The organism is Micromonospora sp. CNB394 (genome assembly GCF_000374985.1).
Lineage (GTDB): Bacteria > Actinomycetota > Actinomycetes > Mycobacteriales > Micromonosporaceae > Micromonospora > Micromonospora marina.
Window position 1 is genome coordinate 478,246 of the sequence record NZ_KB895825.1, and the last position, 23,598, is coordinate 501,843.

Annotated in this window: 22 protein-coding genes, 1 tRNA gene and 1 pseudogene; 14 read left to right on the forward strand and 10 right to left on the reverse strand. The window is 74.2% G+C overall.

Translation table 11 applies throughout. The annotated features are described in order from the left end of the window. Nucleotides 1–421: 421 nt before the first annotated feature. Together C569_RS0102035 and C569_RS0102040 are read left to right on the forward strand one after the other, a co-directional pair. Nucleotides 422–1,699 (forward strand): D-alanyl-D-alanine carboxypeptidase family protein, encoded by a 1,278-nt coding sequence (locus C569_RS0102035; protein ID WP_018784159.1) that lies wholly within the window; start codon nucleotides 422–424, stop codon nucleotides 1,697–1,699. A gap of 88 nt (nucleotides 1,700–1,787) precedes the next feature. Beyond that, nucleotides 1,788–3,068: a D-alanyl-D-alanine carboxypeptidase family protein gene (locus tag C569_RS0102040; RefSeq protein WP_018784160.1), complete on the forward strand. Its 1,281-nt coding sequence runs from the start codon at nucleotides 1,788–1,790 to the stop codon at nucleotides 3,066–3,068. 15 nt (nucleotides 3,069–3,083) lie between these two features. On the opposite strand, the gene C569_RS0102045 is transcribed toward C569_RS0102040, so the two are convergent. Then, nucleotides 3,084–4,109: a LacI family DNA-binding transcriptional regulator gene (locus C569_RS0102045; RefSeq protein WP_018784161.1), complete on the reverse strand. Its 1,026-nt coding sequence runs from the start codon at nucleotides 4,107–4,109 to the stop codon at nucleotides 3,084–3,086. 244 nt (nucleotides 4,110–4,353) lie between these two features. Here C569_RS0102045 and C569_RS0102050 point away from each other — a divergent pair, with 244 nt between their 5' ends. Both C569_RS0102050 and C569_RS0102055 read left to right on the forward strand, forming a co-directional pair. Continuing rightward, nucleotides 4,354–5,166, forward strand: a complete 813-nt coding sequence (locus C569_RS0102050; RefSeq protein ID WP_018784162.1) for a M15 family metallopeptidase — start codon at nucleotides 4,354–4,356, stop codon at nucleotides 5,164–5,166. 40 nt (nucleotides 5,167–5,206) lie between these two features. Further along, the gene (locus C569_RS0102055) at nucleotides 5,207–5,713 is read left to right on the forward strand and encodes a DinB family protein (protein ID WP_018784163.1); all 507 of its coding nucleotides are present in this window, start codon (nucleotides 5,207–5,209) and stop codon (nucleotides 5,711–5,713) included. Between the two features lie 28 nt (nucleotides 5,714–5,741). Here the strand turns inward: C569_RS0102055 and C569_RS0102060 are convergent, their stop codons facing one another. Continuing rightward, a complete protein-coding gene (locus C569_RS0102060; protein ID WP_018784164.1) occupies nucleotides 5,742–6,515 on the reverse strand; it encodes an alpha/beta hydrolase family protein in 774 nt (257 codons plus the stop codon). Between the two features lie 146 nt (nucleotides 6,516–6,661). Here C569_RS0102060 and C569_RS0102065 point away from each other — a divergent pair, with 146 nt between their 5' ends. After that, nucleotides 6,662–7,054: a hypothetical protein gene (locus C569_RS0102065; protein ID WP_018784165.1), complete on the forward strand. Its 393-nt coding sequence runs from the start codon at nucleotides 6,662–6,664 to the stop codon at nucleotides 7,052–7,054. A 171-nt stretch (nucleotides 7,055–7,225) separates the two neighbouring features. Here C569_RS0102065 and C569_RS33565 read toward each other — a convergent pair whose 3' ends face one another. After that, nucleotides 7,226–7,471 carry a hypothetical protein gene (locus C569_RS33565; RefSeq protein ID WP_018784166.1) on the reverse strand — a complete coding sequence of 82 codons (246 nt, stop codon included), beginning with the start codon at nucleotides 7,469–7,471 and terminating at the stop codon, nucleotides 7,226–7,228. A gap of 628 nt (nucleotides 7,472–8,099) precedes the next feature. Between C569_RS33565 and C569_RS0102075 the strand changes: the two genes are divergently transcribed. Both C569_RS0102075 and C569_RS0102080 read left to right on the forward strand, forming a co-directional pair. Then, nucleotides 8,100–8,172 (forward strand) — tRNA-Glu (locus tag C569_RS0102075). Nucleotides 8,173–8,202: 30 nt separating this feature from the next. Next, the gene (locus tag C569_RS0102080; protein WP_026267596.1) at nucleotides 8,203–9,402 is read left to right on the forward strand and encodes an RtcB family protein; all 1,200 of its coding nucleotides are present in this window, start codon (nucleotides 8,203–8,205) and stop codon (nucleotides 9,400–9,402) included. A gap of 32 nt (nucleotides 9,403–9,434) precedes the next feature. Here C569_RS0102080 and C569_RS33570 read toward each other — a convergent pair whose 3' ends face one another. Genes C569_RS33570 through C569_RS0102105 form a run of 5 tightly spaced genes read right to left on the reverse strand, consistent with a single transcriptional unit; the run spans nucleotide 9,435 to nucleotide 11,109 of the window. Then, nucleotides 9,435–9,599, reverse strand: coding sequence for a hypothetical protein (locus C569_RS33570; RefSeq protein WP_018784169.1), 165 nt, complete (start codon nucleotides 9,597–9,599; stop codon nucleotides 9,435–9,437). Then, entirely contained in the window at nucleotides 9,596–9,814 is a 219-nt protein-coding gene (locus C569_RS0102090) for a helix-turn-helix transcriptional regulator (RefSeq protein WP_013476639.1), read from the reverse strand. Before C569_RS0102090 ends, C569_RS33570 begins: the two co-directional genes overlap by 4 nt. Next, nucleotides 9,814–10,293 carry a DUF2975 domain-containing protein gene (locus C569_RS0102095; protein ID WP_018784170.1) on the reverse strand — a complete coding sequence of 160 codons (480 nt, stop codon included), beginning with the start codon at nucleotides 10,291–10,293 and terminating at the stop codon, nucleotides 9,814–9,816. Before C569_RS0102095 ends, C569_RS0102090 begins: the two co-directional genes overlap by 1 nt. Before the next feature lie 31 nt (nucleotides 10,294–10,324). Then, entirely contained in the window at nucleotides 10,325–10,501 is a 177-nt protein-coding gene (locus C569_RS32950; protein ID WP_018784171.1) for a hypothetical protein, read from the reverse strand. A gap of 14 nt (nucleotides 10,502–10,515) precedes the next feature. After that, entirely contained in the window at nucleotides 10,516–11,109 is a 594-nt protein-coding gene (locus tag C569_RS0102105) for an HD domain-containing protein (protein WP_026267597.1), read from the reverse strand. 147 nt (nucleotides 11,110–11,256) lie between these two features. Between C569_RS0102105 and C569_RS0102110 the strand changes: the two genes are divergently transcribed. From C569_RS0102110 to C569_RS34935, 6 genes and pseudogenes are all read left to right on the forward strand, one after another. Then, complete coding sequence (locus C569_RS0102110; RefSeq protein WP_018784173.1) at nucleotides 11,257–12,201, forward strand: LpqB family beta-propeller domain-containing protein; 945 nt, start codon at nucleotides 11,257–11,259, stop codon at nucleotides 12,199–12,201. A gap of 138 nt (nucleotides 12,202–12,339) precedes the next feature. Further along, the gene (locus C569_RS0102115) at nucleotides 12,340–13,116 is read left to right on the forward strand and encodes a class I SAM-dependent methyltransferase (RefSeq protein WP_018784174.1); all 777 of its coding nucleotides are present in this window, start codon (nucleotides 12,340–12,342) and stop codon (nucleotides 13,114–13,116) included. 55 nt (nucleotides 13,117–13,171) lie between these two features. Beyond that, a complete protein-coding gene (locus C569_RS0102120; RefSeq protein ID WP_018784175.1) occupies nucleotides 13,172–14,173 on the forward strand; it encodes a hypothetical protein in 1,002 nt (333 codons plus the stop codon). Next, the gene (locus C569_RS0102125) at nucleotides 14,170–14,823 is read left to right on the forward strand and encodes a hypothetical protein (protein ID WP_018784176.1); all 654 of its coding nucleotides are present in this window, start codon (nucleotides 14,170–14,172) and stop codon (nucleotides 14,821–14,823) included. The genes C569_RS0102120 and C569_RS0102125 overlap by 4 nt, the downstream gene beginning before the upstream one ends. Before the next feature lie 15 nt (nucleotides 14,824–14,838). Next, nucleotides 14,839–15,741 (forward strand): inositol monophosphatase family protein, encoded by a 903-nt coding sequence (locus C569_RS0102130; RefSeq protein ID WP_018784177.1) that lies wholly within the window; start codon nucleotides 14,839–14,841, stop codon nucleotides 15,739–15,741. Nucleotides 15,742–15,763: 22 nt separating this feature from the next. Further along, nucleotides 15,764–15,920, forward strand: a pseudogene (locus C569_RS34935) (VOC family protein); the annotation flags it as partial. Nucleotides 15,921–16,114: 194 nt separating this feature from the next. Here C569_RS34935 and C569_RS0102140 read toward each other — a convergent pair. Together C569_RS0102140 and C569_RS0102145 are read right to left on the reverse strand one after the other, a co-directional pair. Next, on the reverse strand, nucleotides 16,115–16,438 hold the full coding sequence (locus C569_RS0102140; protein ID WP_018784179.1) for a nuclear transport factor 2 family protein: 324 nt from the start codon (nucleotides 16,436–16,438) through the stop codon (nucleotides 16,115–16,117). Between the two features lie 10 nt (nucleotides 16,439–16,448). Next, entirely contained in the window at nucleotides 16,449–17,681 is a 1,233-nt protein-coding gene (locus C569_RS0102145; RefSeq protein ID WP_018784180.1) for an SLC13 family permease, read from the reverse strand. A 108-nt stretch (nucleotides 17,682–17,789) separates the two neighbouring features. Between C569_RS0102145 and C569_RS0102150 the strand changes: the two genes are divergently transcribed. After that, the gene (locus tag C569_RS0102150) at nucleotides 17,790–23,564 is read left to right on the forward strand and encodes a TIR domain-containing protein (RefSeq protein ID WP_026267600.1); all 5,775 of its coding nucleotides are present in this window, start codon (nucleotides 17,790–17,792) and stop codon (nucleotides 23,562–23,564) included. The last annotated feature ends 34 nt before the right edge of the window (nucleotides 23,565–23,598 follow it).

Below are 23,598 nucleotides of genomic sequence, written 5' to 3' on the forward strand. Positions count from 1 at the left end.
GAGTGCCCGCCGGACCTCGTCCGGCGGGCACTCACGTGTCCGGGCGGCGGGACACAATGAGCCATGGACGCGACACCGTGGACCGACCAGGCCGGGCTGCTCACCCTGCCCGGAGGCGCCACCGTGCGCGGGCGCCGGGTCGCCGGGCCCGCGTCGCCCGCCGACTTCGCCCTGCTGCTGGCGCCCGGTCCCGAGCCGGCGTGGCCGGCCCGCCGGGTCCGCTGGCCCGACTTCTGGATCCCGGCCGACCGCGCCGACGCCCTCGACGCGCTGCGGGAGGCGTGGCGGCGCGCGTACGCGGGCGAGCGGGTCGAGGTGGCCTGTCTCGCCGGTCACCGGACGGGACCGCGCGATCGACACACCGTCACGACACCGGTGAGCCGGCCGGACCTGATCATCGGGCTCGGTAGGGTGCCTTCTCATGAGAGCCCGGGTCCTGGCCGCCGCCACCGCCGTCACCCTGCTCGCCGCCGGGACGCCCGCCCCGGCCGCCGCCGCCCCGGCGGCCGTACCCACCACACCCGCCCCCGCCGTCACGGCTGTCTGCCCGCGCCTGCCCGCACCGAAGGTCAGCCGGCCGCCCCGCCCGACGCCGCCGGCCACGACGCCCGAGCAGGCGGCGGTGGGCGGCGAGGCGCTGGCCGGCGCCGGGCTGGTCACGCCGTCGGGCAGCCCCGCGCCCCCGGCGGTCACCGCCACCACCTGGCTGGTGGCCGACCTGGACACCGGCGCGGTCCTCGGCGCGTGCGGCGCGCACGTCCCCGGCACCCCGGCCAGCACCCAGAAGCTGCTGCTGGCCGCCACCATGCTGAGCCGGCTGGACCCCGCGCAGGTGGCCGTCGCGACCCGCGCCGACCTGGACATCGAACCGGGCAGCTCGGCTGTCGGCCTGCTCGTCGGCGGCCGCTACAGCGTGCAGACGTTGTGGCTGGGCCTGCTGCTCCAGTCCGGCAACGACGCCGCGAACATGCTGGCCCGACTCGGCGCCGGCAGTGCGCAGGCCGGCGTCGCCGAGATGAACGAGCAGGCCCGCCGGCTCGGCGCCGGGCAGACGCACGCGGTCACCCCGTCCGGCCTGGACGGGCCCGGCCAGTTCACCAGCGCGTACGACCTCGCGCTCATCGCGCGGGCCTGCTTCGCCGACGCCGCGTTCCGCCGGTACGCGCTCACCGAGCGCACGCAGATCCCGGCCCAGCCCGCGCTGAAGAAGGGCGGGTTCCAGATCCAGAACGAGAACCAGCTCGTCTACCGCTATCCCGGCGCGCTCGGCGGCAAGACCGGCTTCACCGAGCTGGCCCGGCACAGCTACGTCGGTGCCGCGCAGCGGGGCGGACGCCGCCTCGTGGTGACGCTCCTCGGCGCCGAGGCCCGCCCGGTACGCGGCTGGCAGCAGGGCGCCCAGCTGCTCGACTGGGGATTCCGGCTGCCCCGCGACGCCTCGGTCGGCCGGCTGGTCGAGCCGGGCGAGCGGGAGGCCGAGGCGGCGCAACCCCGGCCGGCGGCAGCCGCCGAGCCCACCCGTACCGTCTCCCCGCCGTGGCGGGGGCCGGCCGGAACGGCGCTGCACCGCGTCGGCGACGGGGACTGGCGGGTGATCGTGCCGGTCGCCGGTCTGCTGGCGCTCACCGTCGGCGGGGTGGCGGCGCTGCTCGCCGCCCGCCGGGGCCGCGCCCGCAGGCGGCAACGCCGCCGCGCCTGACCGGGCACCTTACCGCGCGGTCTCGACGCCGGAACGCGAATCCCGGAGCCGGTGACCCGTTCGGGTCGGCGTGGCTAGCGTCCGGGTCATGAGGACCTGGGGACCCTTCGCGGCGCTGGCCGCCGCCCTCCTGCTGCCGGTGCCGGCGACACCTGCGGCGGCCGCCGTCCGCGCGCCGGTACGCCGGCTGCCGGCCGCGCCGCCCTGCCCGAACGTGCCGGCCCCGTCGACGGTTTCCCCGCAGCCGCCGCCGGCGCCCGACCCGGCCGCGCGGGCCGTCGGCGGCGCCGCGCTCGACACCGCGGGCCTGGTCGTCCCGCCCGCGTCGACCGCGCCGCCGGCCGTGACCGCCACCTCCTGGGTGGTCGCCGACCTGGACAGCGGCGCGGTGCTCGGCGGCTGCGGCCCGCACGAGTACGGCGTACCCGCGAGCGTGCAGAAGCTGCTGCTGGCCGCCACCATGCTGCCCCGGCTGGACCCGGACCGGGAGGTGACGGTGACCGCCGGGGACCTGGCTGTCGAACCGGGCAGCTCGGCGGCCGGGCTGGTGGAGGGCGGGCGCTACCGGATCGAGACGATCTGGCTGGCACTGCTGCTGCGCTCCGGCAACGAGGCGGCCAACGCGCTCGCCCGGCTCGGCGGCGGACCGGACGGGCCGGCCGGCGGGGTACGGGCGATGAACGAGGAGGCGCACCGGCTCGGCGCCCGGCAGACGCACGCGGTCACCCCGTCCGGGCTGGACGGGCCGGGGCAGTTCACCAGCGCGTACGACCTGGCGCTCATCGCGCGGGCGTGCTTCGCCGACCCGGCGTTCCGCAGGTACGCCGCCACCCGGTCCGCGCGGATCCCGGCCCAGCCGGCGCGGCGGGCGAAGGCGTTCGCCATCTCCAACGACAACATGCTGCTGGACCACTATCCGGGCGCGCTCGGCGGCAAGATCGGCTTCACCGACCTGGCCCGGCACACGTACGTCGGTGCGGCCGAGCGCGGCGGGCGGCGCCTCGTGGTCACGCTGCTCGGCGCCGAGGTGACCACGCAGCGGAGCTGGCAGCAGGGCGCGGCGCTGCTGGACTGGGGCTTCGCGCAGCCCCGCGACGCCGCGGTCGGGCGGCTGGTCGAGCCGGGGGAGCTGGACCGGTCCGCGCCACCGGCGGGCGGGGCGGCCTCGGCCCTGGCCGGGCACGCCGGTCTGGCCGGCGGCGCGGCGGCGCCCGTCCCGCGGCCGGGCACGGGTGTCACGGTCGCGGTGGGCGCGGTGCTGACGGCCGGGGGAGCGCTGCTGCTGGCCCGGCGGCGCCGCCACGCCGCCGCCGTAGCCATGTCGACCGGCCCGGTCCTCCGGGAGCCGGAAATTCCGGAACAGGACTGAAAGAGGCGGCCCGGATCAGCGGAGGGCGGGCCCGGCGGTGCTGTCCCGCACCACGAGTTCGGTGGCCAGCTCGACCCGGGGCGAGTCGATCTCCTCGCCCTGGGCCAGCCGCAGCACGGTACGCGCGGCGAGCCGGCCCATTTCCACGAGCGGCTGGCGCACGGTGGTCAGCGGCGGTGAGGCCCACCGCGCCTCGGGCAGGTCGTCGAAGCCGACCACGCTCACGTCGTCGCAGACCCGCAGCCCGCGGCGGCGTACGGCCTCGTACACCCCGAACGCCATCTGGTCGCTGGCGGCGAAGATGGCGGTCGGCGGGTCGTCGAGGTCGAGCAGCGCGCCACCGGCGGTGAAGCCGGAGGCATGGTAGAAGTCGCCGGGCTGCACCAGCCGGTCGTCGGCGGCGACCCCGGCGCCGGCCAGCGCGGCCCGGTAGCCGTCCAGCCGGGCCCGGCTGCAGAGCAGGTGCGGCGGGCCGGCCACGAAGCCGATCCGGCGGTGGCCGAGCTTGAGCAGGTGCTCGGTGGCGGCCAGGCCGCCGGTCCAGTTGGTGGCGCCGATCGCCGGCACGTCCGTGGCGGCCACGCCGGCCGCCGGATCGACCACCACCACCGGCACGTTGAGGCGCCGCAACTGGGCCTGCACCGGCGGGCTCAGGTGCGAGGTCACCACGATCACGCCGTCGGACGCGCGGGCGCGCAGGTTGTGCAGCCACTGCCGGGTGGAGCTGGACTCGCGGTGGATCGCCGAGACGACGGTGCCCACCCCGGCGGCGTGGCTGACGTCCTCGACGCCGCGGATGATCTCCACCGCCCACGGGCTGTCCAGGTCGTTGAAGACCAGGTCGACCAGGTCCGCCCGGCGCACGGTACGGCTGCCCCGGCGCCGGTAGCCGTGGTGGCGCAGCAGCTCCTCGACCCGTTCCCGGGTGTCCGGCGCGACGTCGGACCGCCCGTTGAGCACGCGCGACACGGTCGGCACCGAGACGCCGGCCTCCCGTGCGATAGCGGTGATGGTCACCCTGCGCTCGTCGTCCGCGCTCACCCGTGTTCCCTTCGCCGGCTGCCGGAACCGACCGGTGGACCGTCCCGCCCCACGCACATCTTGCCGTACGCCGACGGCTTGACGACAGGCCGGACCGGCCCTCTCGTTCGCGCGAGTTGCGGAAACCTTCCGGAAATGCGCCAGCCATCTCACGCGCGGCGCGCTCGACTTCCTCCGTACCGTGCTGGGCGGCTGACCACCGGTTCCGCCGATGCCGGGCCGCCGGGGCTGGTAGACACGGCGGGTGGGTACCGGCAGACGCGCGACGGCGGTCCTGGCCGTCGCGGCCGCACTGCTCGCCGCCGCCTGCCAGCGGCCGGCACCGTCCCCGCCGCCGTCACCCACTCCGACCGGACCCCGCGCCCCGGCGGACTTCGTGGACCTCGCCACCGTCGACCCCACGATCCGCACCGACATCCGGTACGCGGGCCCGCACAACTTCGTCGGCCGGCCCGTCGACGGGTACGCCGAGCCGCGCTGCCTGCTCACCCGCCCGGCGGCGCAGGCGCTGCACCGGGTGCAGACCGCCGCGCTCGCCGGCGGGCACAGCCTCAAGGTGTACGACTGCTACCGCCCGCAGCGCGCCGCCGACGACTTCGTCGCCTGGGCGAAACTCCCCGGGGAGCAGCGGATGAAGCGCGAGTTCTATCCCGGCGTGCCGAAGGACCGGCTGTTCGCCGACGGCTACATCGGCGCGCCCACCGCGCACAGCCGGGGCAGCACCGTCGACTTGACCCTGGTTCCGGTCTCCGGGCCCCCGCAGGCCGCGTACACGCCCGGTCAGGCGCTCGTGCCCTGCACCGAGCCCGCCGGCCGTCGCTTCGCCGACGACTCGATCGACATGGGCACCGGGTTCGACTGCTTCGACCCGCGCGCCCACACCGCCGACGCGCGGATCAGCGACACCGCCCGCAGCAACCGGGACCTGCTGCGACGGCTGATGTCCGCCCAGGGCTTCGAGAACTATCCGCTGGAGTGGTGGCACTACCGGTACGTCGACGAGCCCTATCCGGACACCTGGTTCGACTTCCCGGTGGCCGGTTCGTCGCTGCGGTGACGCGGCCGTTCCACCATCGATCGCAGCTAGGCTGGCGCTCGTGGAGACCGAACGGATCGGCCCGCCGCTGCAGGCCGGCGAGCGGGAGTCGTTGCGCGCCTTCCTCGACTTCCACCGGGCCACGCTGGCCCTCAAGTGCGAGGGACTGACCGACGAGCAGTTGCGCCGGGCGGCGTCGCCGCCGTCCACGCTGTCCCTGCTCGGGCTGGTGAGGCACATGGCGGAGGGGGAGCGCACCTGGTTCCGCCGGGTCATCGCCGCCGAGGACGTACCGCTGGTGTGGTCGGACAGCGGCGACTTCCAGCAGGCGTACGACGCCCGCGACGCCGACGTGGCGGAGGCGTTCGAGGCGTGGCGGCGCGAGATCGAGCACGCCCGGCGCATCGAGCGGGAGGCCGGGTCGCTCGACGTGACAGGTCACCAGGCACGCTGGGGCGAGGACGTCTCGCTGCGCCTGGTCATGCTGCACATGCTGCACGAGTACGCTCGCCACAACGGGCACGCCGACCTGATCCGCGAGGCGATCGACGGCACCGTCGGCGTCTGAGCCGGCGCGGTCGCCGCCCGCGCACCGGTCAGCGCGTGCGCAACGGCAGCCAGGCCAGCACGTCGCAGATCCGCGCGTCCCAGTACGCCCAGTCGTGGTCACCCGGACCGAAGTCGACGGTGACCGGCACGTCGCGTTCCCGGGCCACGTCGAGGAACCGCAGGCTGTCCTCGTACAGGAAGTCTTCGGTGCCGCAGGCGACGTAGAGCGCCGGACGGTCGTCGCCGGAGCGCTCCAGCAGCCCCACCGTGTCGTCGTCGGCGGGCACCGGGCCGCCACCCCAGACGGTGTGCCACACCGCCGGGTCGACCGGACGGGTCGGATGGTGACGGCGACGCGTCACGTCCAGCGCGCCGGACAGGCTCGCCGCCGCCGCGAACCGGTCCGGCTGGCGCAGCGCCCACTTCACCACCCCGTACCCGCCCATCGACAGGCCCGCGACGAACGTGTCCTCCCGGCGGGTGGACAGCCGGAAGAACGACCGGCACACCTCGGGCAGTTCCTCGCTGAGGAACGTCCAGTACCGGTTGCCGTGCGCCTCGTCGCAGTAGAAACTCCGCTGCACCTGCGGCATTACCACGGCGAGCCCCAGCGGCGCCACGTACCGCTCGATCGCGGTGCGCCGGGTCCACGCCGTGTCGTCGTCGGTCAGGCCGTGCAACAGGTAGAGCACCGGCGGGTCACCGGCGGCGGCCGCGCCCGGCACGCCGATCCCGGCCGCGCCGCGATCGGGCAGCAGCACGGTCATCGACGTGCCCATGCCGAGCGCCTCGGAGAAGAAGTCACACCGGATCAGGGCCATGAGGCGGCAGCCTACCCCGGAGGGGTTCGATGAGGGCGTTCCTCTTGCCCCGGACGGTCACACGGGAAAGGATGGCCGGGCGTGCCGGAAACACACCCGTAACCTGCGCGCTGCTGGTCTCTGTCACAAGGAAGTGGGAGTCAGTCATGAGCGACGTGTCGGCCGCACTGGGTGTGCGCCTCTACCCGGACCTGGTCGAGCCCGGTGGTCTCGCCCCCGCGCTCGTGGCCACAGCCGCCGCGAACCAGCTCGACATCGGCGAGGTGACCGCGCCCGAGCAGGGGCGCAGCCGGTTCACCTGCGCCGAGATGACCTCGCCCCGGGGCGTCGTCTGCGTCAGCCTCGGCTCCCAGGCCCGTTACTTCATGATCGATCTGCGGGTGGACGGCGACGTCCAGGCCCGGGGCGACGCCACCGACCTGCTCCAGGTCGCGCAGGTCGCCGCCGCGTGGCGGGCCGGCATCACGCTCGCCGAGCTGACCGCGCGCTACCCGTTCATGGAGGAGATGCGGCGCCACCCGGTGGCGCACGCCGGCTAGGTCAGCCCGTGGCAGCGTGTGCGGTCGGCCGAGTGCGGGCGCCGGAACGCGCACGACTCCTGAAGCGGGATCCCCGTCGAGGCGGCTGGGGATCGCGCTCAGGAGCCGTGCTCGCTGCCCGAACTCCTCGAAGCCGGGCTCTACCTCAGCTCGGACGGTCGAGGAGGTTGGTCAGACGTCCCAGGCCACGCCGAGGTAGGCGTTGTTCGCCCACCCCTCCACGTCCACCTTCCCGCTCTGGGAGAGGGTCCGCCCGAAGCACACGGACCACGAGTTGGCCGCGACCCCTGACGACCGGCATTCCCAGGTGCCCTGGCTGGTGCCGGAGAGGCCCATGCTCATCGTCGCGCTGACCGAGTAAAGGGACGACCGGTTGTTGCGCACGATCACCGCTGCCTGCACCGCCGTGCGATCCACCGACCTGATCCCACAGATCTGTGCGGCCACGTTGGTGGCGATCGTGCCGCTCGGCGCGCAGTACCACGTGCTCGGACTGGAGGTGACCGGATTGGTGTTCCCGTACGCCCTCCAGCTTCCCGCCTCCGCGGCTGCGGCCGGGCCCGGGGACGCCAGGCTCACTCCCAGCGCCGCGGTGACTGCGGCTGTCAGCCCTGCGACCACCCGTGAAATTCGCATGCTCATTCCTCTCTATTTCAGTCCTTTATGGACTGTCCGAGACAACCGAAGCCTAGCGGAAGTTGGCACACAGGTCACCCTCCACTACTCTCCGTAGTCAAGGGCCGGGTGCGCGACGGAATATCGTGTTGCCGCCCGGGTGCGGCGGCCGTACCGTGAGCGGCAACGTTCTGATCCACCAGGGGAGTCCACCGTGTCGCAGCAGAATCGCACCCGCGCCGAGCGGCTCGCGCCGCGCGCCGGTGCCCTGCTGCCCGAATCGGGCACGGGCCGGCGACGGCAGTGGCAACCAGGGTGGTGGCGCGTCTAGCGCCTGCGCGACGATCCGCGCGAACCGCCCGCCCCCAGACCGGAGCCGGGCGGTTCTCCGTGTCCGGGGTGGATCCGCCGACGGCGTCACGCCGCCGGAGGGCCGTTGGAGCAACTGGCAGCTCACCCGGCTCTCAACCGGGAGGCTACGGGTTCGAGTCCCGTACGGCCTACGTCAGACGGACATGAGCAAGGAGACGACGATGGGTTTCACCCCGCTGGCCGGTACCCGGGCGCCGGTCCGGGTCTGGACCGACCCGTACGCGATCGAGGCGCAGGCGGCCCGGCAGCTGCGCAACATCGGCGCGCTGCCGTGGGTGCAGGGCGTCGCGGTGATGCCGGACGTGCACTTCGGTAAGGGCGCCACCGTCGGCTCGGTGATCGCGATGCGGCAGGCCGTGTCGCCGGCCGCGGTCGGCGTGGACATCGGCTGCGGCATGTCCGCGGTGCGGACCTCGCTGACCGCGTCCGACCTGCCCGACGACCTCGCGCCGCTGCGTACGGCGATCGAGGCGGCGATCCCGGTCGGTTTCGCGATGCGTGACGACGCTGTCGACCCGCGCCGGATCCGCGGGCTGGAGCAGGCCGGCTGGGACGACTTCTGGCAGCGGTTCGGCACGCTGGACCGGAAGGTCGCGCAGCTCCAGACGCGGGCGCAGCGGCAGCTCGGCACGCTCGGCGGCGGCAACCACTTCATCGAGGTCTGCCTGGAGCAGGGCGGCGCGGACGACGGCCGGGTCTGGCTGATGCTGCACTCCGGTTCCCGCAACATCGGCAAGGAGCTGGCCGAGCGGCACATGGCGGTGGCGCGCGGACTGCCGCACAACACCGACCTGCCGGACCGGGACCTCGCGGTGTTCCTCGCCGGCACGCCGGAGATGGAGGCGTACCGGCGGGACCTGTGGTGGGCGCAGGAGTACGCCCGCCGTAACCGGGCGGTCATGCTCGCGCTGCTGAGCCAGGTGGTCCGGGACGCGTTCCCGCACGTCGGCTTCGACGAGCCGATCTCCTGCCACCACAACTACGTGGCGGAGGAGAGCTACGACGGGGTGGACGTGCTGGTGACCCGCAAGGGCGCGATCCGGGCCGGCAAGGGGGACCTGGGCATCATCCCCGGCTCGATGGGCACCGGCTCGTACATCGTGCGCGGCAAGGGCAACCTGGACGCGTACTGCTCGGCGTCGCACGGCGCCGGGCGGCGGATGTCGCGGGGGCAGGCGAAGCGGACGTACAGCACCGCGGATCTGGCCGCGCAGACCGCCGGGGTGGAGTGCCGCAAGGACGCCGGTGTGGTCGACGAGATCCCCGGCGCGTACAAGGACATCACCGAGGTGATGGCCCAGCAGGACGACCTGGTCGAGGTGGTCGCCCACCTCAAGCAGGTCGTCTGCGTGAAGGGCTGAGCGGCGGGGCCGGCGTCGAGGGGGCGCCGGCCCTACCGGGTACGCCGGACGACGCGCACGCCGATGGCTACCGCGCCGATGACGAGCAGCGCGGACAGGAGCTGGAGGCCGGGGGAGTCGTCGGCCTCCCCGTACACGAAGCCGGAGACGCCGACCGCGACGGCGAGCAGGGCGACGGCGGCGGCCAGGTATCTCATCGCTCCTCCTCGTCGGCGACCCATTCGAGCAGGTCGCCGGGCTGGCAGTCGAGCACCCGGCACATCGCCTCCAGAGTGCTGAACCGGACGGCCTTGGCGCGGCCGTTCTTGAGTACGGCGACGTTCGCCGGGGTGAGTCCCACGCGCTCGGCGAACTCGCCGACGCTCATCTTGCGCTTGGCCAGTTCGACGTCGATGCGCACGACGATCGGCATCAGATCACCGCTTCCATGTCGGTGCGCAGCGTGGTGGCCTGGCGCAGCAGCGCCCGCAGGACGACCATCAGCAGCCCCAGCACGCTGACGCCGGTGACCAGCAGGAACAGCAGCAGCGGCAGTCCGGGGTCGTCGGCGTTGAAGCCGACGTAGAGGAACACGCCGACCAGCACAACCCAGGCGGCGGCGACCGCCCAGACGATCCCGTCGACCCAGCCCAGGGACGCCTCGGTGAAGATGCGGTCGCGTTTGACCAGGGTGAGCAGGTGCCAGGTGCAGACGATCACCACCTGGACGCAGAGCACCCAGAAGATCGTGACCGCGGTGGCGGGCCACCGCAGGTACGCCATGTCCGGGTCTTCCCGGGCCATGTGGGCGAACTGCCCGGGCAGCGACATGGTCTGGAACAGCACCAGGATCGCGAACAGCAGGACCAGGAAGGCGCGGAGTGGTGTCACCGCGCGTTGCGCCGCAAGCATGCATCGACTATCGCGCGGAACCTATCGAAAGTCAATCGGTATCGTATGCGCGGTGGCCGACGGCGTAGCGGACGTGCACGGCGTGCCGCGAGCGGTGGACGGCGCGGATCTCCAGGTCGACGTCCCGGTCGACCATGAGGACACCGGCGTCCGGATCGGGCTGGTCGGCGGTGCGGTAGGGGAGCACGACCAGCGGCGCCGGACTCATCGCCGCCTCCGGCGTCAGCCGTACACCGGATGCTCGGCCTGGAACGCCAGCCGGCGGTCCGCGTCGGCGGCCAGCTCGGCGAGCACGTCGTCGAGGTCCAGGAACGTCTGCCAGCGCTCCTGGCCGGTGATGCCGGCGAGCCGGTCGACCACGAGCTGTTCCAGGTCGGTGACCCGGCGGCCCTTCCACACCTTGTCGGCCAGGCTGACCATCAGGTCCTCCAGCTGCACGCCGGGGGAGTGCCAGGCGGCGTGGGTGACGGCGAAGCGGGCCCGTTCCTCCGGTACGCCGAAGCGCAGCAGCAACTGGTAGCCCGCCTCCTCGTGGGCGGACCCGGGGCCGGTCAGCTCGGCCGGGTGCTCGACCTTGCCGAGGTCGTGCACGGCCGCCCCGAACAGCACCGCCTGCCTGTCGAACGGCACCGCACCGAACCGGTCGGCGAACGCGGCGGTCAGGTGCCAGGCGACGTCGTGCACCAGTCGCAGGTGCGCGCCGAGGCGCGGCGGGGCGGCGAGTGCGTCCAACAGTTCGACCGCCACGCCGGGCAGCGGGAGCAGCGGCGGGTCGCCCGGTTCGGTGAGAGCGCGGCTCAGCGCGTCGGAGGTCATCGGGGCGAGCGTACCGGTCTGCGGCGCACTCACCAGCGGTGAAGGACGAGCAGCCGAGCGTGAAGCGGCCACTCGTCCGATTCCCGTGCGTCGATCCACTCGGGAGGGTGAGGCCACGTCTCACACGGGGGTTGCCGAATGACAGCAATGAATCGTCGTGCCCTGCTGCGCACCGCCGCACTCACCGGGCTGGCCACCGCGACCGGGCTGGCCGCCGCATCCACCGCCGCGCCCGCGGCCGCCGCCGACGTGGTGAACGGGTCGTGGCTGGTCAGCGTCGGCTGGGGTGTGCTCCAGGTCGACCCGGGCCGCACCACGCCGCGGGAACTGCTGCCGAACGGGGACCACGCCAAGACCTCGCCGGACGGCCGGTACGTGGCATGGGTCAACACGGCCCGCTCGGGCGACGGCACGCTGGAGCCGTTCGTCGCCGTGTTCGACCGGATCACCGGCCAGAAGCGCACACTGCTCGCCGACCCGTTCGGCGTCCACTACGGCGCTCCGACCTGGTCGCCGGACGGCAGGGAGATCGCGCTGGTCACCGGCGGGAACCGGGACCGGCTGATCGCCGTCGACGTGGCGACCGGCGGCACCCGCTTGCTGGTCGAGGGGCACACGATGACCGACCCGGACTGGTCCCGGGACGGCTCGATGATCGTGGTCAGGTGGCGCAGCCGTTCGCAGGGCTGGCAACTGCGGGTGCTCGAACTCGCGACCGCCGCGGTGCGGCCGATCTACACGCCGGTGCCGGGCGAGATGTTCCACTCGCCGGTCTTCACGCCGCACTCCGGGCGCGTGGTGTTCTGCACCGACCGCTGGTATCCGGACCTGGAGACGCGCAACCAGTCCCTCGCCTCGGTGCGGATCAACGGGACCGGGCTGAAGAAGCTCACCGACGAGCCCCGGTTCTACCTGTCGCCGGTGTTCTCCCCGGACGGCCGCTACTGCGCCGCACTGTCGATCCCACCGGAGAACGAGTACCCCGACGGCGGCAACATCATCGTGTCCACCAGTGGCTTCGGCGAACAGTGGTGGATCCCCGGCGACGAGTACGACGACAGCACCCGGCTGGACTGGGCCCGGGCCGTCTGACTCACCCGATCGGCGCGGCGGCCGGACGACCGGCCGCCGCGTCGTACCCCGGGTGGATGTGCGACCCGGACGGCGGAAGCGGTGCGAGGCTTGGGGGCGGACGCCGCCGTCGGGGCCGGCGTCCGCTGTGGAGGTGTGATGGCCGAGCCGCCGACCGGGACGTCCGCGCAACGCGCGCAGGCGCACGGCAGGCACGCCAACCTCTGCCGCTACCACGACGGCGCCGAGGTCGACGGGTACGTCGACGACCCGTACCACCGGGTGCGCCGCGCGGTCGCGGCCGGGCTGATGGCCGAGGGGGTGACCCGGCGCGGGCCGGTGCTGGAACTGGGCTGCGGGCCGCGCGGCATGCTCGACCCGGCCGCGTTGCCCGGCCCGGTGGTGCTCGCGGACATGGCCGAGACGGCGCTGCGCACCGCCCGCGCGGCGGCCGGCGGGCGGGCGCTGCCGGTCCGGCTGGACGCCACCCGCGGGCTGCCGTTCCGGGCCGGCAGCTTCGCCGGGTTGCTCGCCGGGGAGCTGATCGAGCACGTGTACGACCCGCTGGCGCTGCTGCGGGAGTGTCACCGGGTGCTGGTGCCCGACGGCCTGCTGGTGCTCACCACCCCGAACCTGGCGCCGGTGCAGGACCGGCTGGCGTTCCTCGCCGGCCGGGCGCCACGGCAGGTCGACCCGCTGCACCCGTACCTGTGGCTGCACATCCGCCCGTTCACCGCCTCGCTGCTGCGCCGGACGCTGCGCCGGGCCGGGTTCACGCCGGTGGCGCTGCGCTCCAACGAGGTCGGCTGGCGGCTGCCGGGCGGCCGGTGGGTGGCCTCGCGCCGGCTGGCCCGCGCCGCACCGGGGCTCGGCGGCTCGCTGATCTGCGCGGCCCGCCGGCACGGCGTACCGCCACCACCGCATAACAGGGCGTGATGAAGGCATTGACAACGGGCTATCATGGGGGTTCCGTCGTCGACCGGGGGATGTCATGACGCGCCTGCTCGCCTGGGTCGTGACCAATCTCGACGCGTTCATCGGCCTGGTCCTGGCCCTCACGGTGTCCGTGCTCGGCCTTACCAACGCGGTCGACCAGGAGGTCGTCAACAGCGCGATCCTGCTGGTGCTGGGCCTGCTCGCGCAGGCGATGCTGCGGGACCGGCTGCGCCGCCGCACCACTGAGCGGGAGGTCCGACAGGTCATCTCGGACACCCGCGACCGGCTGACCGACCTGGTGCCGCAGATGCAGGAGATCACCGGCCCGGAGGGCGCGCTGAACCGGGCCCGCGAGGCCATCGACAGCGTCTCCATGGTGCGCGTGCTGCACGGCAGCGAGGTCGGGCAGGCGCTCGCCGAGGCGCGGCGGCACACCGACCAGTGGAGCTTCAAGGGCGGCACCGGCACCTTCCTGCGCGCGGTCACGCTGCCCGACTGCCTGGACCACGCCCGGCGGCGCAACGCCACCCTCACCGTCGCGATCGAGATCATCGACCCGACCGACGAGGAGGTCTGCGAGCGGTACGCGCGGTTCCGGCGCAGCCTCGACCCGGACGCGCCGGGCGAGCCGTGGACCGTCGACCGCACCCGCAAGGAGTCGTACGCGACGGTGCTGGCCGCCTGCTGGCACCTGCAACGCTCCGGCCTGCTCACCGTCGACGTCCGGCTCTCCGCGCAGATGACCACCTTCCGCTACGACCTGTCCTCCTCCTGCGTCGTCATCACCCAGGAGAACCCGCAGACCCCCGCGCTGCGCGTCGACCGCGGCGAGGTCTACTACAACCGTTTCAACATCGAGCTGGACTACAGCCGCCGGCAGAGCCGGCGCGTGCCGATCGAGGCGGCGGCCCAGGTCAAGCTCGACGACGAGCCGTCGGTCGAGCAGGTACGGCGGTTGTTCACCGCCCTCGGCCTGACGCTGCCCCGGTCCTTCGGCGACCGCGAGGTCGCCGACATCATCGGCAAGGCCGTCCAGGCGAGGAACCCCTACTCATGACCAGTTACGCCGACCTCGCACGGGAGATCGACCGGGGCACCCGGCCGGAGATGCTGCGCGGCTGGGTGCTGGACGTGCTCGGCGACGTCGCCGACGGGCGGCGGCCGCTGAGCGCGGTCCGGCACCCGCTCGGCTTCACCTGCCTGCCCGTGGAACGCGACGGCCCGGACGGCATCTGCGTGCACGCCTGGCCGGCCGATCCGCCTCCGGTACGCCCGACCACCTCCACCATGCACTCGCACAGCTGGGACCTGCTGAGTCACGTGCTGCACGGCACCGTCCGCAACGAGCTGATCGAGGTCGACGACGCGCCGGCCGACCCGGCCTGGCGGATCTACGAGGTGCACAGCCTCGGCGAGGTGGACGAGATGGCCGCCACCGACCGGCTGGTCACCGCGATGACCGCGACGGTGGAGACGCACTCGGCCGGCGACTCGTACGCGCTGCGCGCCGGCGGCTTCCACACCTCGGAGGTCGACGCCGGTGAGCCGGCGGTGACAGTGGCGCTCGGCCGGACCACTCCCGGCGCCTGCGACCTGAGCCTCGGCGCGGTGGACGGGCGCAGCCACCGGGTACGCCGGGACCGTTGCGACGCGGCGGAGACCGCGCGGATGGCGCGGGAGATCGCGCGACTGGTGGCACGGGGCTGACTGGCTGGAGGAGCCATGGACGTGGAGCCGAGCAGAGGCGGGCCCGACCTGCGCGACGCGCACCGGTTCGCGGTGCGGGCCGCGCAGGCGGCGGGCCGCCTGCTGCGCCGGGGTACCCGGGGGGAGGTGCACGCCCGAGCCAAGAACGACACCGGTGACCTGGTGACCGACCTCGACCTGGCCGCCGAGCGGCTGATCGTCGACCGGATCCGGGCCCGCTGGCCGGAGCACGGCGTGATCGCCGAGGAGGGCGGCGAGTACACCCCGGACACCACCTGGACGTGGCTCGTCGACCCGCTCGACGGCACGAACAACGTGGCGATCGGCCTGCCCGCGTACGTGGTCGGGATCGCCCTGTGCGACAACGGTTCGCCGGTGCTCGGCGTGGTGCACGACCCGGTCGCGGGCCGTACCTGGTCGGCGGTGCGCGGCCGGGGCGCGTTCGTGCACGAGTCCGGCCCGGCCGCGCGGTCGCTGCGCGCCGCGCGGCGTCCGGTGCCGTCCGCGCCGGTGCTGGCCTGGACCCAGGGGCACGAGGTACGCCGCGACGACAGCACCGCCCGGGCGCTGAAGGTGGTGCTGGACACCAGCGCCCGCCGGGTGCTGCAACTGTGGGCGCCGTTGCTGTCCTGGGTGATGCTGGCCCGCGGCGACATCGACGGCATCGTCGGCTACCGCCCCGAGGCGGTCGACCTGCCGGCCGGGATGCTGCTCGCCGTCGAGGCCGGCATGGCGGTCCGGGCGCTCGACGGCGGCACGTTCGACGACAGGTACGGCTGCCCGGCGGACCGGCGCAGCTTCGTGGCCGGGCCGCCGGAGACCATCGACCGGCTGGTCAAACTGGTCACCGCGGCACAGTGGATCGAACCGCAGGTGCGCCGCCTCACCCCGGTCGGCCTCGGCTCGGTCGGCTGGTGAGCCGGGTCGGCTGATCCTGTCCGACCTGGACGCCACGTCCGCGCTGTGGTGCGACGAAGGGCTGCCGGTGAGGCTGGAGCCGGGACGTGGGATGGGCGCGGATCTTCTACGGGCTCGAACCGGACGGCTACGAGGTCATGTTCGAGCAGTTCCACCCGCCGGCGCGCGTCGGCGCCTGACCGGCGGCGAGGGTCGCCGCAGCGGGTCAGGCGACCGGACGCGACGGCACCCGGTCGGCCAGGAAGCCGGCCCAGGTCCGTACGCCTCTCGCGGCGCCGGCCGGGGCCAGGTTCGCGCCGTCCCGGTACGCCTGCTTCAGTCGACCAGCCAGCCGCCGGGCCGGACCCCAGCGGTTTTCCCGCCCGCCCCGGGTTCAGGGGGCGATGCGCAGCCGGCGGATGTGGGTGTCGTCGTACTCCTCGAAGCGGAACCGCAGCCCGCCGAACGGGCTGCCGGGGAAGTCGCCGCTGATCGTGGCCGTCACGACCGTCCCGGCCGGGGTCTGCTCGACGTCGGTGATCTCGTACGTCACGAGCGGCGTGCCGCTGCGCCAGGCGCGGATCTCGTCGATCCCGCGGTGGGTGCGTCCCTCGTCCTCGACCACCGCGTCGTCGGCGAACAGCGCGAGGTAGGGCTCCTTGTCGGCCTGGCCGGCGAGCGTGAAGTAGCGGCGGACGATCTCGGGCGTGCTGCTCATGGTCGTGATGCTAGGCGCCGGGACCGACAAGAAGCGCCGTGACGGTGGCGGCGGTGGCGAGCACTGCCAGCGCGGCGCTGGTGGCCACGAACCGGCCCAGCGGCACGGCCACCCCGGCGGCCCGGCAGCGTTCGTACCAGATCAGTGTCGCCAGCGACGCCCACGGCGTGGCCAGCGGTCCGACGTTCGTGCCGATCAGCAGCGCCAGCAGCTGGGTGTGTCGGTCGGCCGCGATCACCGCCTCGCCGGCCAGGTACGCGGGCAGGTTGTTCACCACGTTGCTGAACAGCGCGCCGACCGCGCCCGCCCGCAGCGCCCCCTCCGCGCCCGGGTCGGTGCCGATGAGCGTGCCCATCACCGTGTCCAGGCCGTACCGGCCGATGGTCTGCACCACCAGGAACAACCCGGTCACGAACACCAGCAGCCGCCACGGCACCAGCGCGAGCCGCAGCCGGTGCCGGGCGCGAAACGCGAAGCCCGCGACCAGGATCGCGGCGGCCGCCCCGGAGGCGACGCCGATCTCGGTGCCGGCGAGGATCCCGGCGACGAACAGCAGGCAGGCGGCGAGCGCGGTGCGGTAGAGCACCCGGTCCGGCGGCACGTACGGCGGCGGCGGGACGAACGGGTCGGCGCCGGTGCGCGCCGGACGCCAGTACCACCACCACAGCAGCAGCGCGGTCACCGCCACGGCGACCAGCTGCGGCCACCACATCCGGGCCGCCCACGGCACCGGGTCCAGGCCGACCCGGTCGCTGGCCAGGATGTTCGTCAGGTTGGACACCGGCAGCAGCAGACTGGCCGTGTTCGCCAGCCACACGGTGGTCATCGCCAGCGGCGTCGGCGGCACGTTCAGCGCCCGGGCCAGCGCGATCATCACCGGTGTGAGCAGCACCGCCGTGGTGTCCAGGTTGAACGCGATCGTGGTCACCGAGGCGAAGCCGACGCAGAGCCAGAACAGGGCCCGGAAACTGCCCCGCGCGGTCACCGCCACCCGGGTCGCGAGCGCGTCGAACACCCCGGCCACGGCGGTCAGCTCGGCCAGCACCACCACCGTGCCGAGGAAGATCAGGATGGGGACGATGCGCCGCATCGTCGCCTCGGCGTCGGCGCGGGGGAGCAGCCCGGTGAGCACACACACCACACCGAGCACGGCCAGCCCGATCGCGATCCGGTCCAGCACGTGCAGGCGGCCCCAGCGGGAGCGGTCGGGCACGGCGTTCGGCGGATCGCCGGGGGTCTCCACGAGGGATGATCCTCGCACGTGCCCGTGCGGGCGGAGGAGCCCGGCGCGATCGCGATCCGGGCTGCCGAGGGTGTCGATCTGTTGACCGTCGGTGGCCATAATGACCACGTGGTTGTAGGCGCGCACCCCACCCGGTCCGACCGCCCCATCGATTTCTTCATCAGCTACTCGCCCGCGGACGAACGCTGGGCGACGTGGCTGGCGTGGGAGTTCGAGGCCGCCGGCTACCGCACGTTGTTGCAGGCGTGGGACTTCGTGGCGGGCACCAACTTCATCGACTTCATGGACCGCGGCGTCCGTGAGGCCGAGGTGGTGGTGGCGGTGCTGTCCGAGCGCTACCTGCACTCGACGTACGGCAAGCTGGAGTGGCAGGCCGCGCTGCGCGCCGACCCGGACGGCGCCGGCAACAAGCTCGTCACGGTACGCGTCGAGGACTGCCCGATCGACGGCCTGCTCGCCACCATCACCTATGTGGACCTGGTCGGCGTGGACGACCCGGCGCAGGCCCGCAACCGGGTGCTCGACCGCATCTGGGAGGCGCTCGACGGCCGGGCCAAGCCGATGCGGCAGCCGGCGTTCCCGCACCACCCGGCCGACCCGCACGGGGTGCTCGCCGCGCCCGCCGCCGGTGCGCCCGCGCCCCGCCGCGCCCGGCGTACCCCGATCAACCCGCCGCCGTTCCCGCCCGCCGCCGCGGCGCCACCGGCCGCCCGGGACACCGTCACCGTGCTCCAGGTCGCCGGGCCGCGCTTCGGCCGGGGCGTGATCACCCCCGGCGCGCCGGTCACCCCGGGCGAGGTGCAGGAGCACCTGATGGGCGACCTCACGCTGCTGATGAACGACGGTGTGCCCCGGCCGGACCTGCTCGTCGTCGCCGGCAACCTCACCGAGTCGGGCAGCCCGCGCGAGTTCTCCGACGCGCTGAGCTTCCTCACCGGCCTGCGGGTGCTGCTGGGGCTGGAGCCGCACCGGCTCGTCGTGGTGCCCGGCCCGCGCGACGTGACGATGGCGGCGTGCCGTGCCTACTTCGCCACCTGCGAGGCCGACGACGTCGACCCGCAGCCGCCGTACTGGCCGAAGTGGCGGCACTACGCGCGCCTGTTCGACGACCTCTACCAGGGACTCGACGACCGGATCTTCGACAGCGAGCAGCCGTGGACCCTGTTCGGCGTGCCGGACCTGCGGGTGGTGGTGGCCGGGCTGAACTCCACCATCGCCATCACCCACCGCGAGGAGGACCGGTACGGCTTCCTCGGCGAGGCGCAGTCCAGCTGGTTCGCCCAGCGGCTGCGCCACTACCAGCAGTCCGGCTGGCTGCGGCTGGGCGCGATGGCGCACGCCCCGGGGCCGCGCAGCCCGTACGCCGACGAGGTGCCGCCGGACCCGGTGTCGCTGCGCGACCGGGGCTCGGTCAACCGGCTGGTCGGCCCGATGCTCAACCTGCTGCTCGCCGACGCCGCGCCGTCGGCGCGGGTGGACCCGGTGGTGCCGCTGGCGGCCGCGCCCCGCGACGGCCGCGCGCAGGTCCTGCGGCTCGGCGCGGACGGGATGACCCGCTGGGTGCTCGGCCGCGACGACCGGCGTGACGGCGGCGCGGTCACCGCGGTGTCCTGGCCGCACGCCGAGGCCACCTTCGGCGCGTCCGGCCCGGCGCAGGTGCCCGACCCGCGCCGCCCGGCCGCCGTCGAGGGGGCCACCCAGGGCGCGGCGGCGGCCGCTGCTCCGGTCGCCCCGGTGCAGCGGCTGCTGGACCGGCTCGCCGAGGTCTGCGAGGCCCGCTACGACCGGGTGGTGGTGCGCCACGTCGGCACCGACCCGCCGCACCTGTACATCAGCTACCGCTCCGACGGGGTGGTCCGCCAGCAGCGCGTCGGCGCGCACGTGGGCACCCCCACCGCGGCCGACGTGGACGTCTTCGCCCGCCGGGTGCACGCCACCGACCCGGACATCGCCTCCGAGCTGGTCTACGACGGCGACCGGGTGCCGCGCGGGCTGGCCGAGGAGGCGCAGCGGCGCGGCGTCCGCGTGCTGCACCTGACCGAGTTCCAGGGCCTGCTCGACCTGCGCGAGTACGTCGCCGCGCAGACCGCCCGGCTCCAGGCCGACCGGCTCTACCCGCCCGGGCAGTACGTGCCGCAGCGCTTCCGCCACCTCGTCGGCGCCGACCAGCGCGTCCGCGACGACGTGGTGGACGAGCTGCTGGAGACCGTCTCCGCGCCGGACGGCCGGTTCGTGCTGGTGCTCGGCGACTTCGGCCGGGGCAAGACGTTCGCGTTGCGGGAGGTGGCCCGCCGGCTGCCCACCGCCGCGCCCGACCTGATCCCGATCCTGGTCGAGCTGCGCGCGCTGGACAAGGCGCACTCGGTGGACGGCCTGGTCGCCGCGCACCTGGCGAACCACGGCGAGCAGGTGATCGACCTCAAGGCGTTCCGCTACATGCTGCGCCAGGGCCGGATCGTGCTGCTGTTCGACGGCTTCGACGAGCTGGTCGCCCGGGTGACCTACGACCGGGCGGCCGACCACCTGGAGACGTTGCTGCAGGCCGCCGAGGGCAACGCGAAGATCGTGGTGAGCAGCCGTACCCAGCACTTCAAGACCAACTCGCAGGTGCTGACCGCGCTCGGCGAGCGGGTCGGCCTGCTGCCGCACCGGCGCGTGCTGGCGGTGGAGGACTTCAACCCCGGGCAGATCGAGGCGTTCCTGCGCAACCGGTACGGCGGCGACGAGCAGGCCGCCCGCGAGCGGATGGACCTGCTCGCCGGCGTGAAGGACCTGCTCGGGCTGTCCCGCAACCCGCGGATGCTCGGCTTCATCGCCAACCTCGACGAGGGGCGGCTCGCCGCGGTGGCCGGTGCGGGCGGCACGTTCAGCGCCGCCGTGCTGTATCGGGAGATCCTGGAGTCCTGGCTGGACTTCGAGGAGCGCCGCACCCAGGGCATCCCGGGCGCGCCGGTGAGCCTGCGCCGGCCCGAGCTGTGGCAGGCGGTGAGCCGGCTGGCGTTCCAGCTGTGGGAGAGCGGCGAGGCGTACCTTCGCCTGGCCGAGCTGGCCGAGTCCACCGGCCAGCTCGCCGGGCGGGCCGACTCGCGGCTGTCCGGCCCGCAGGCGGCGCACGCGGTCGGCGCGGGCAGCCTGCTGGTCCGTACCGACGACGGGCTGTTCGGGTTCATCCACACCTCGGTCATGGAGTGGCTGGTCGCCGAGAGGGTGGCCGAGCAGATCAACCGGGGCGAGGAGCCGGCCGCGCTGGCGGTACGGTCGCTGTCCGCGCTCGCCGTGGAGTTCCTCGGCGACCTGGCCGACCCGGCCCGCTGCACCGCCTGGACCGCCCGGGTGCTCGGTGACGAGTCGGCGGGCGAGACGCTGCGCGCCAACGCGCTGCGGCTGTCCGCTCGGCTGCGCCTGCCCGACCGGGCCGACCTGCGCGGCGCGGTGCTGCGCGGCGAGGACCTGTCCCACCGCGAACTCGCCGGCGCCGACCTGACCGGTGCCGACCTGACCGACGCGCGGCTGGTCGCCACCAACCTGACCGAGGCGCGGCTGGAACACGCCCGGCTGCGCGGCGCCCGCCTGGACCAGGCCCGCCTCGCCGGGGCGGACCTGCGCGACGCGGAGATGGCCGGGGCCCGTCTGTTCCGTACCGACCTGCGCGGCGCGCGCGTGGCCGGCAGCAGCTGGCACCGCACCGCGCTGATCGACGTCAGCGCCGACGCGGCCCTGCTGCGCGCCCCGGAACTGCGCGGCGCCGTCGTCGCGCCGGGTCGGCCGGTCGCGCCGGGCCTGGCCCCGCCCGCCGTGGGCGTCGGCTACGGCTTCGAGGTGGGCCGGCTGCCGGTGCCGGTGGCGTACAGCCCGGACGGCGCGGTGCTCGCGGTGGGCAGCGACGACGGTGGTGTGCTGCTCTGCGACACCGCCACCGGGCTGCCGGTGCGGACGCTCGCGGGCCACCGGTCCCGGGTCTACGCGGTCCGCTACGACGCCGCGTCCCACCAGCTCGTCACCGGCTCGGCCGACCTCACCGTACGGCTGTGGGACGCCGACCACGGCGACGTGCGGCACGTCATCGAGGACGTCTTCACCGGCTGGGTGTGGCCGCTGCTCACCGACGGCCGCCGCAGCCGCCTGGTGGTCGGCGACGCCGCGGGCGTGGTGCGGCTGTACGACGTGCGCGGCGCCCGGCTGCGGCACGAGTGGCCCGGCCACGTCGCGCCGATCTGGGGCACCTCGTTCAGCCCGGACGGGCGGCGGGTGGTGGTGGCCGACAGCGCCGGCACGGTCCGCGGCTGGGACATCCCCACCGGCAGGCTGGCGTTCGAGGTACGCGAGCCGGAGGTGGTCTACCGGGTGGTGCACTCGCCGGACGGCCGGCTGCTCGCCGCCGTCGGTCAGCACGGCCGGATCTGGATCCGCCGGGCCACCGACGGCGAACTGCTGCGCGCGCCGCGCGGCCACGAGGCCGACGTGTACGCCCTCGACATCCACCCCGACGGCACGCTGATGGCCACCGGCGACACGCACGGCGCGCTGCGGCTGTGGGAGATTGAGACGGGCCGTCCGGTGCGGGTGCTCGGCCGGCAACGCGGCGCGATCTACAGCGTCCGGTTCAACGGCGACGGCAGCCTGCTCGCCACCGCCGCCAGCGACGGCGCGATCCAGCTCTGGGACACCGACGACGGGCAGGTGCGGCACGAGCTGACCCGGCACCGCGGCTCGGTCTGGCCGGTGGCCTGGCGACCGGATCAGAACCAGGTGGCGACGAGCAGCAACGACGGCACCACCCGGCTGTGGGACGTCCGCACCGGGCAGCTCCAGCACACGCTGCGCGGGCACGGCCGGCGCGTCACCGCGCTGTCCTTCCGCGACGACGGCGAGGTGCTCGCCGCCTGTGGCAACGACGGCGTGATCCGGCTCTGGGAGCCGCGTACCGGCCGCCTGCTGCGGCAGCTCGCCAGCCCGGCCGACCGGCTGCTGTCGGTGGTGTTCTGTCCCGAGGAGCCGCTCGTGGCCACGCCCAGCGGCGACGGCGGCGTGCACCTGTGGAACACCGACACCGGCGCCGACGAGCGCGAACTCAACGTGGACACCGATCATGTCTGGGCGGTCGCGTTCAGCCCGGACGGGGACGCCCTGGCCACCGCGAACGACGACGACACGGTTCGCCTGTGGTACCGCCGTACCGGCCGGCACTTCGCCACGCTCACCCCGCACCGGGGACGTGTGCGCACCGTCGCGTTCAGCCCCGACGGCGAGACCATCGCCACCGGGTGCGACGACCAGACGGTACGCCTCTGGGACGCCGCCACCGCCACCTGCCGGCTCACCCTCGAACACCACACCGACCGGGTCTACTCGGTCGGCTTCAACAGCGAGGGCACGCTGCTCGCCAGCGCCGGCAACGACGGCACGGCGGTGGTCTGGGACGCGGTCACCGGCGAGCGGCGGCTGGTGCTCACCGAACACGACGGCCGGCTCTGGTCCTGCGCGTTCAGCCCGGACGGCAACCTGCTCGCCACCGCCGGGGACGACCTGGTGATCCGGCTCTGGGATCCGGTCACCGGCCGGCTGCACGGCACCCTGGCCGCGCACACCCGCCGCGTCTGGTCGGTGCACTTCAGTCCGGACAGCAGCCTGCTCGCGAGCGCCGGTGACGACGGCACGGTACGGCTGTGGGACGTGGCCGACCCGGAGCACGCCCAGATGCGCACCACGCTGATCGGACTGCCGGACGGGTGGGCGGCGGTCAGCCCGGACGGCCGGTACAAGCTGGACGGCGACCCGGGCGGCCAGTTCTGGCACGTCATCGGCACGTGCCGCTTCGAGGTGGGCGAGCTGGACCCCTACCTCACCCAGGTCCGCCGCCTGCCGGTGGACGCCCCCTTCTGACCCCCCCGGCGCCGCTCCCGGTGATCAAGGAGTT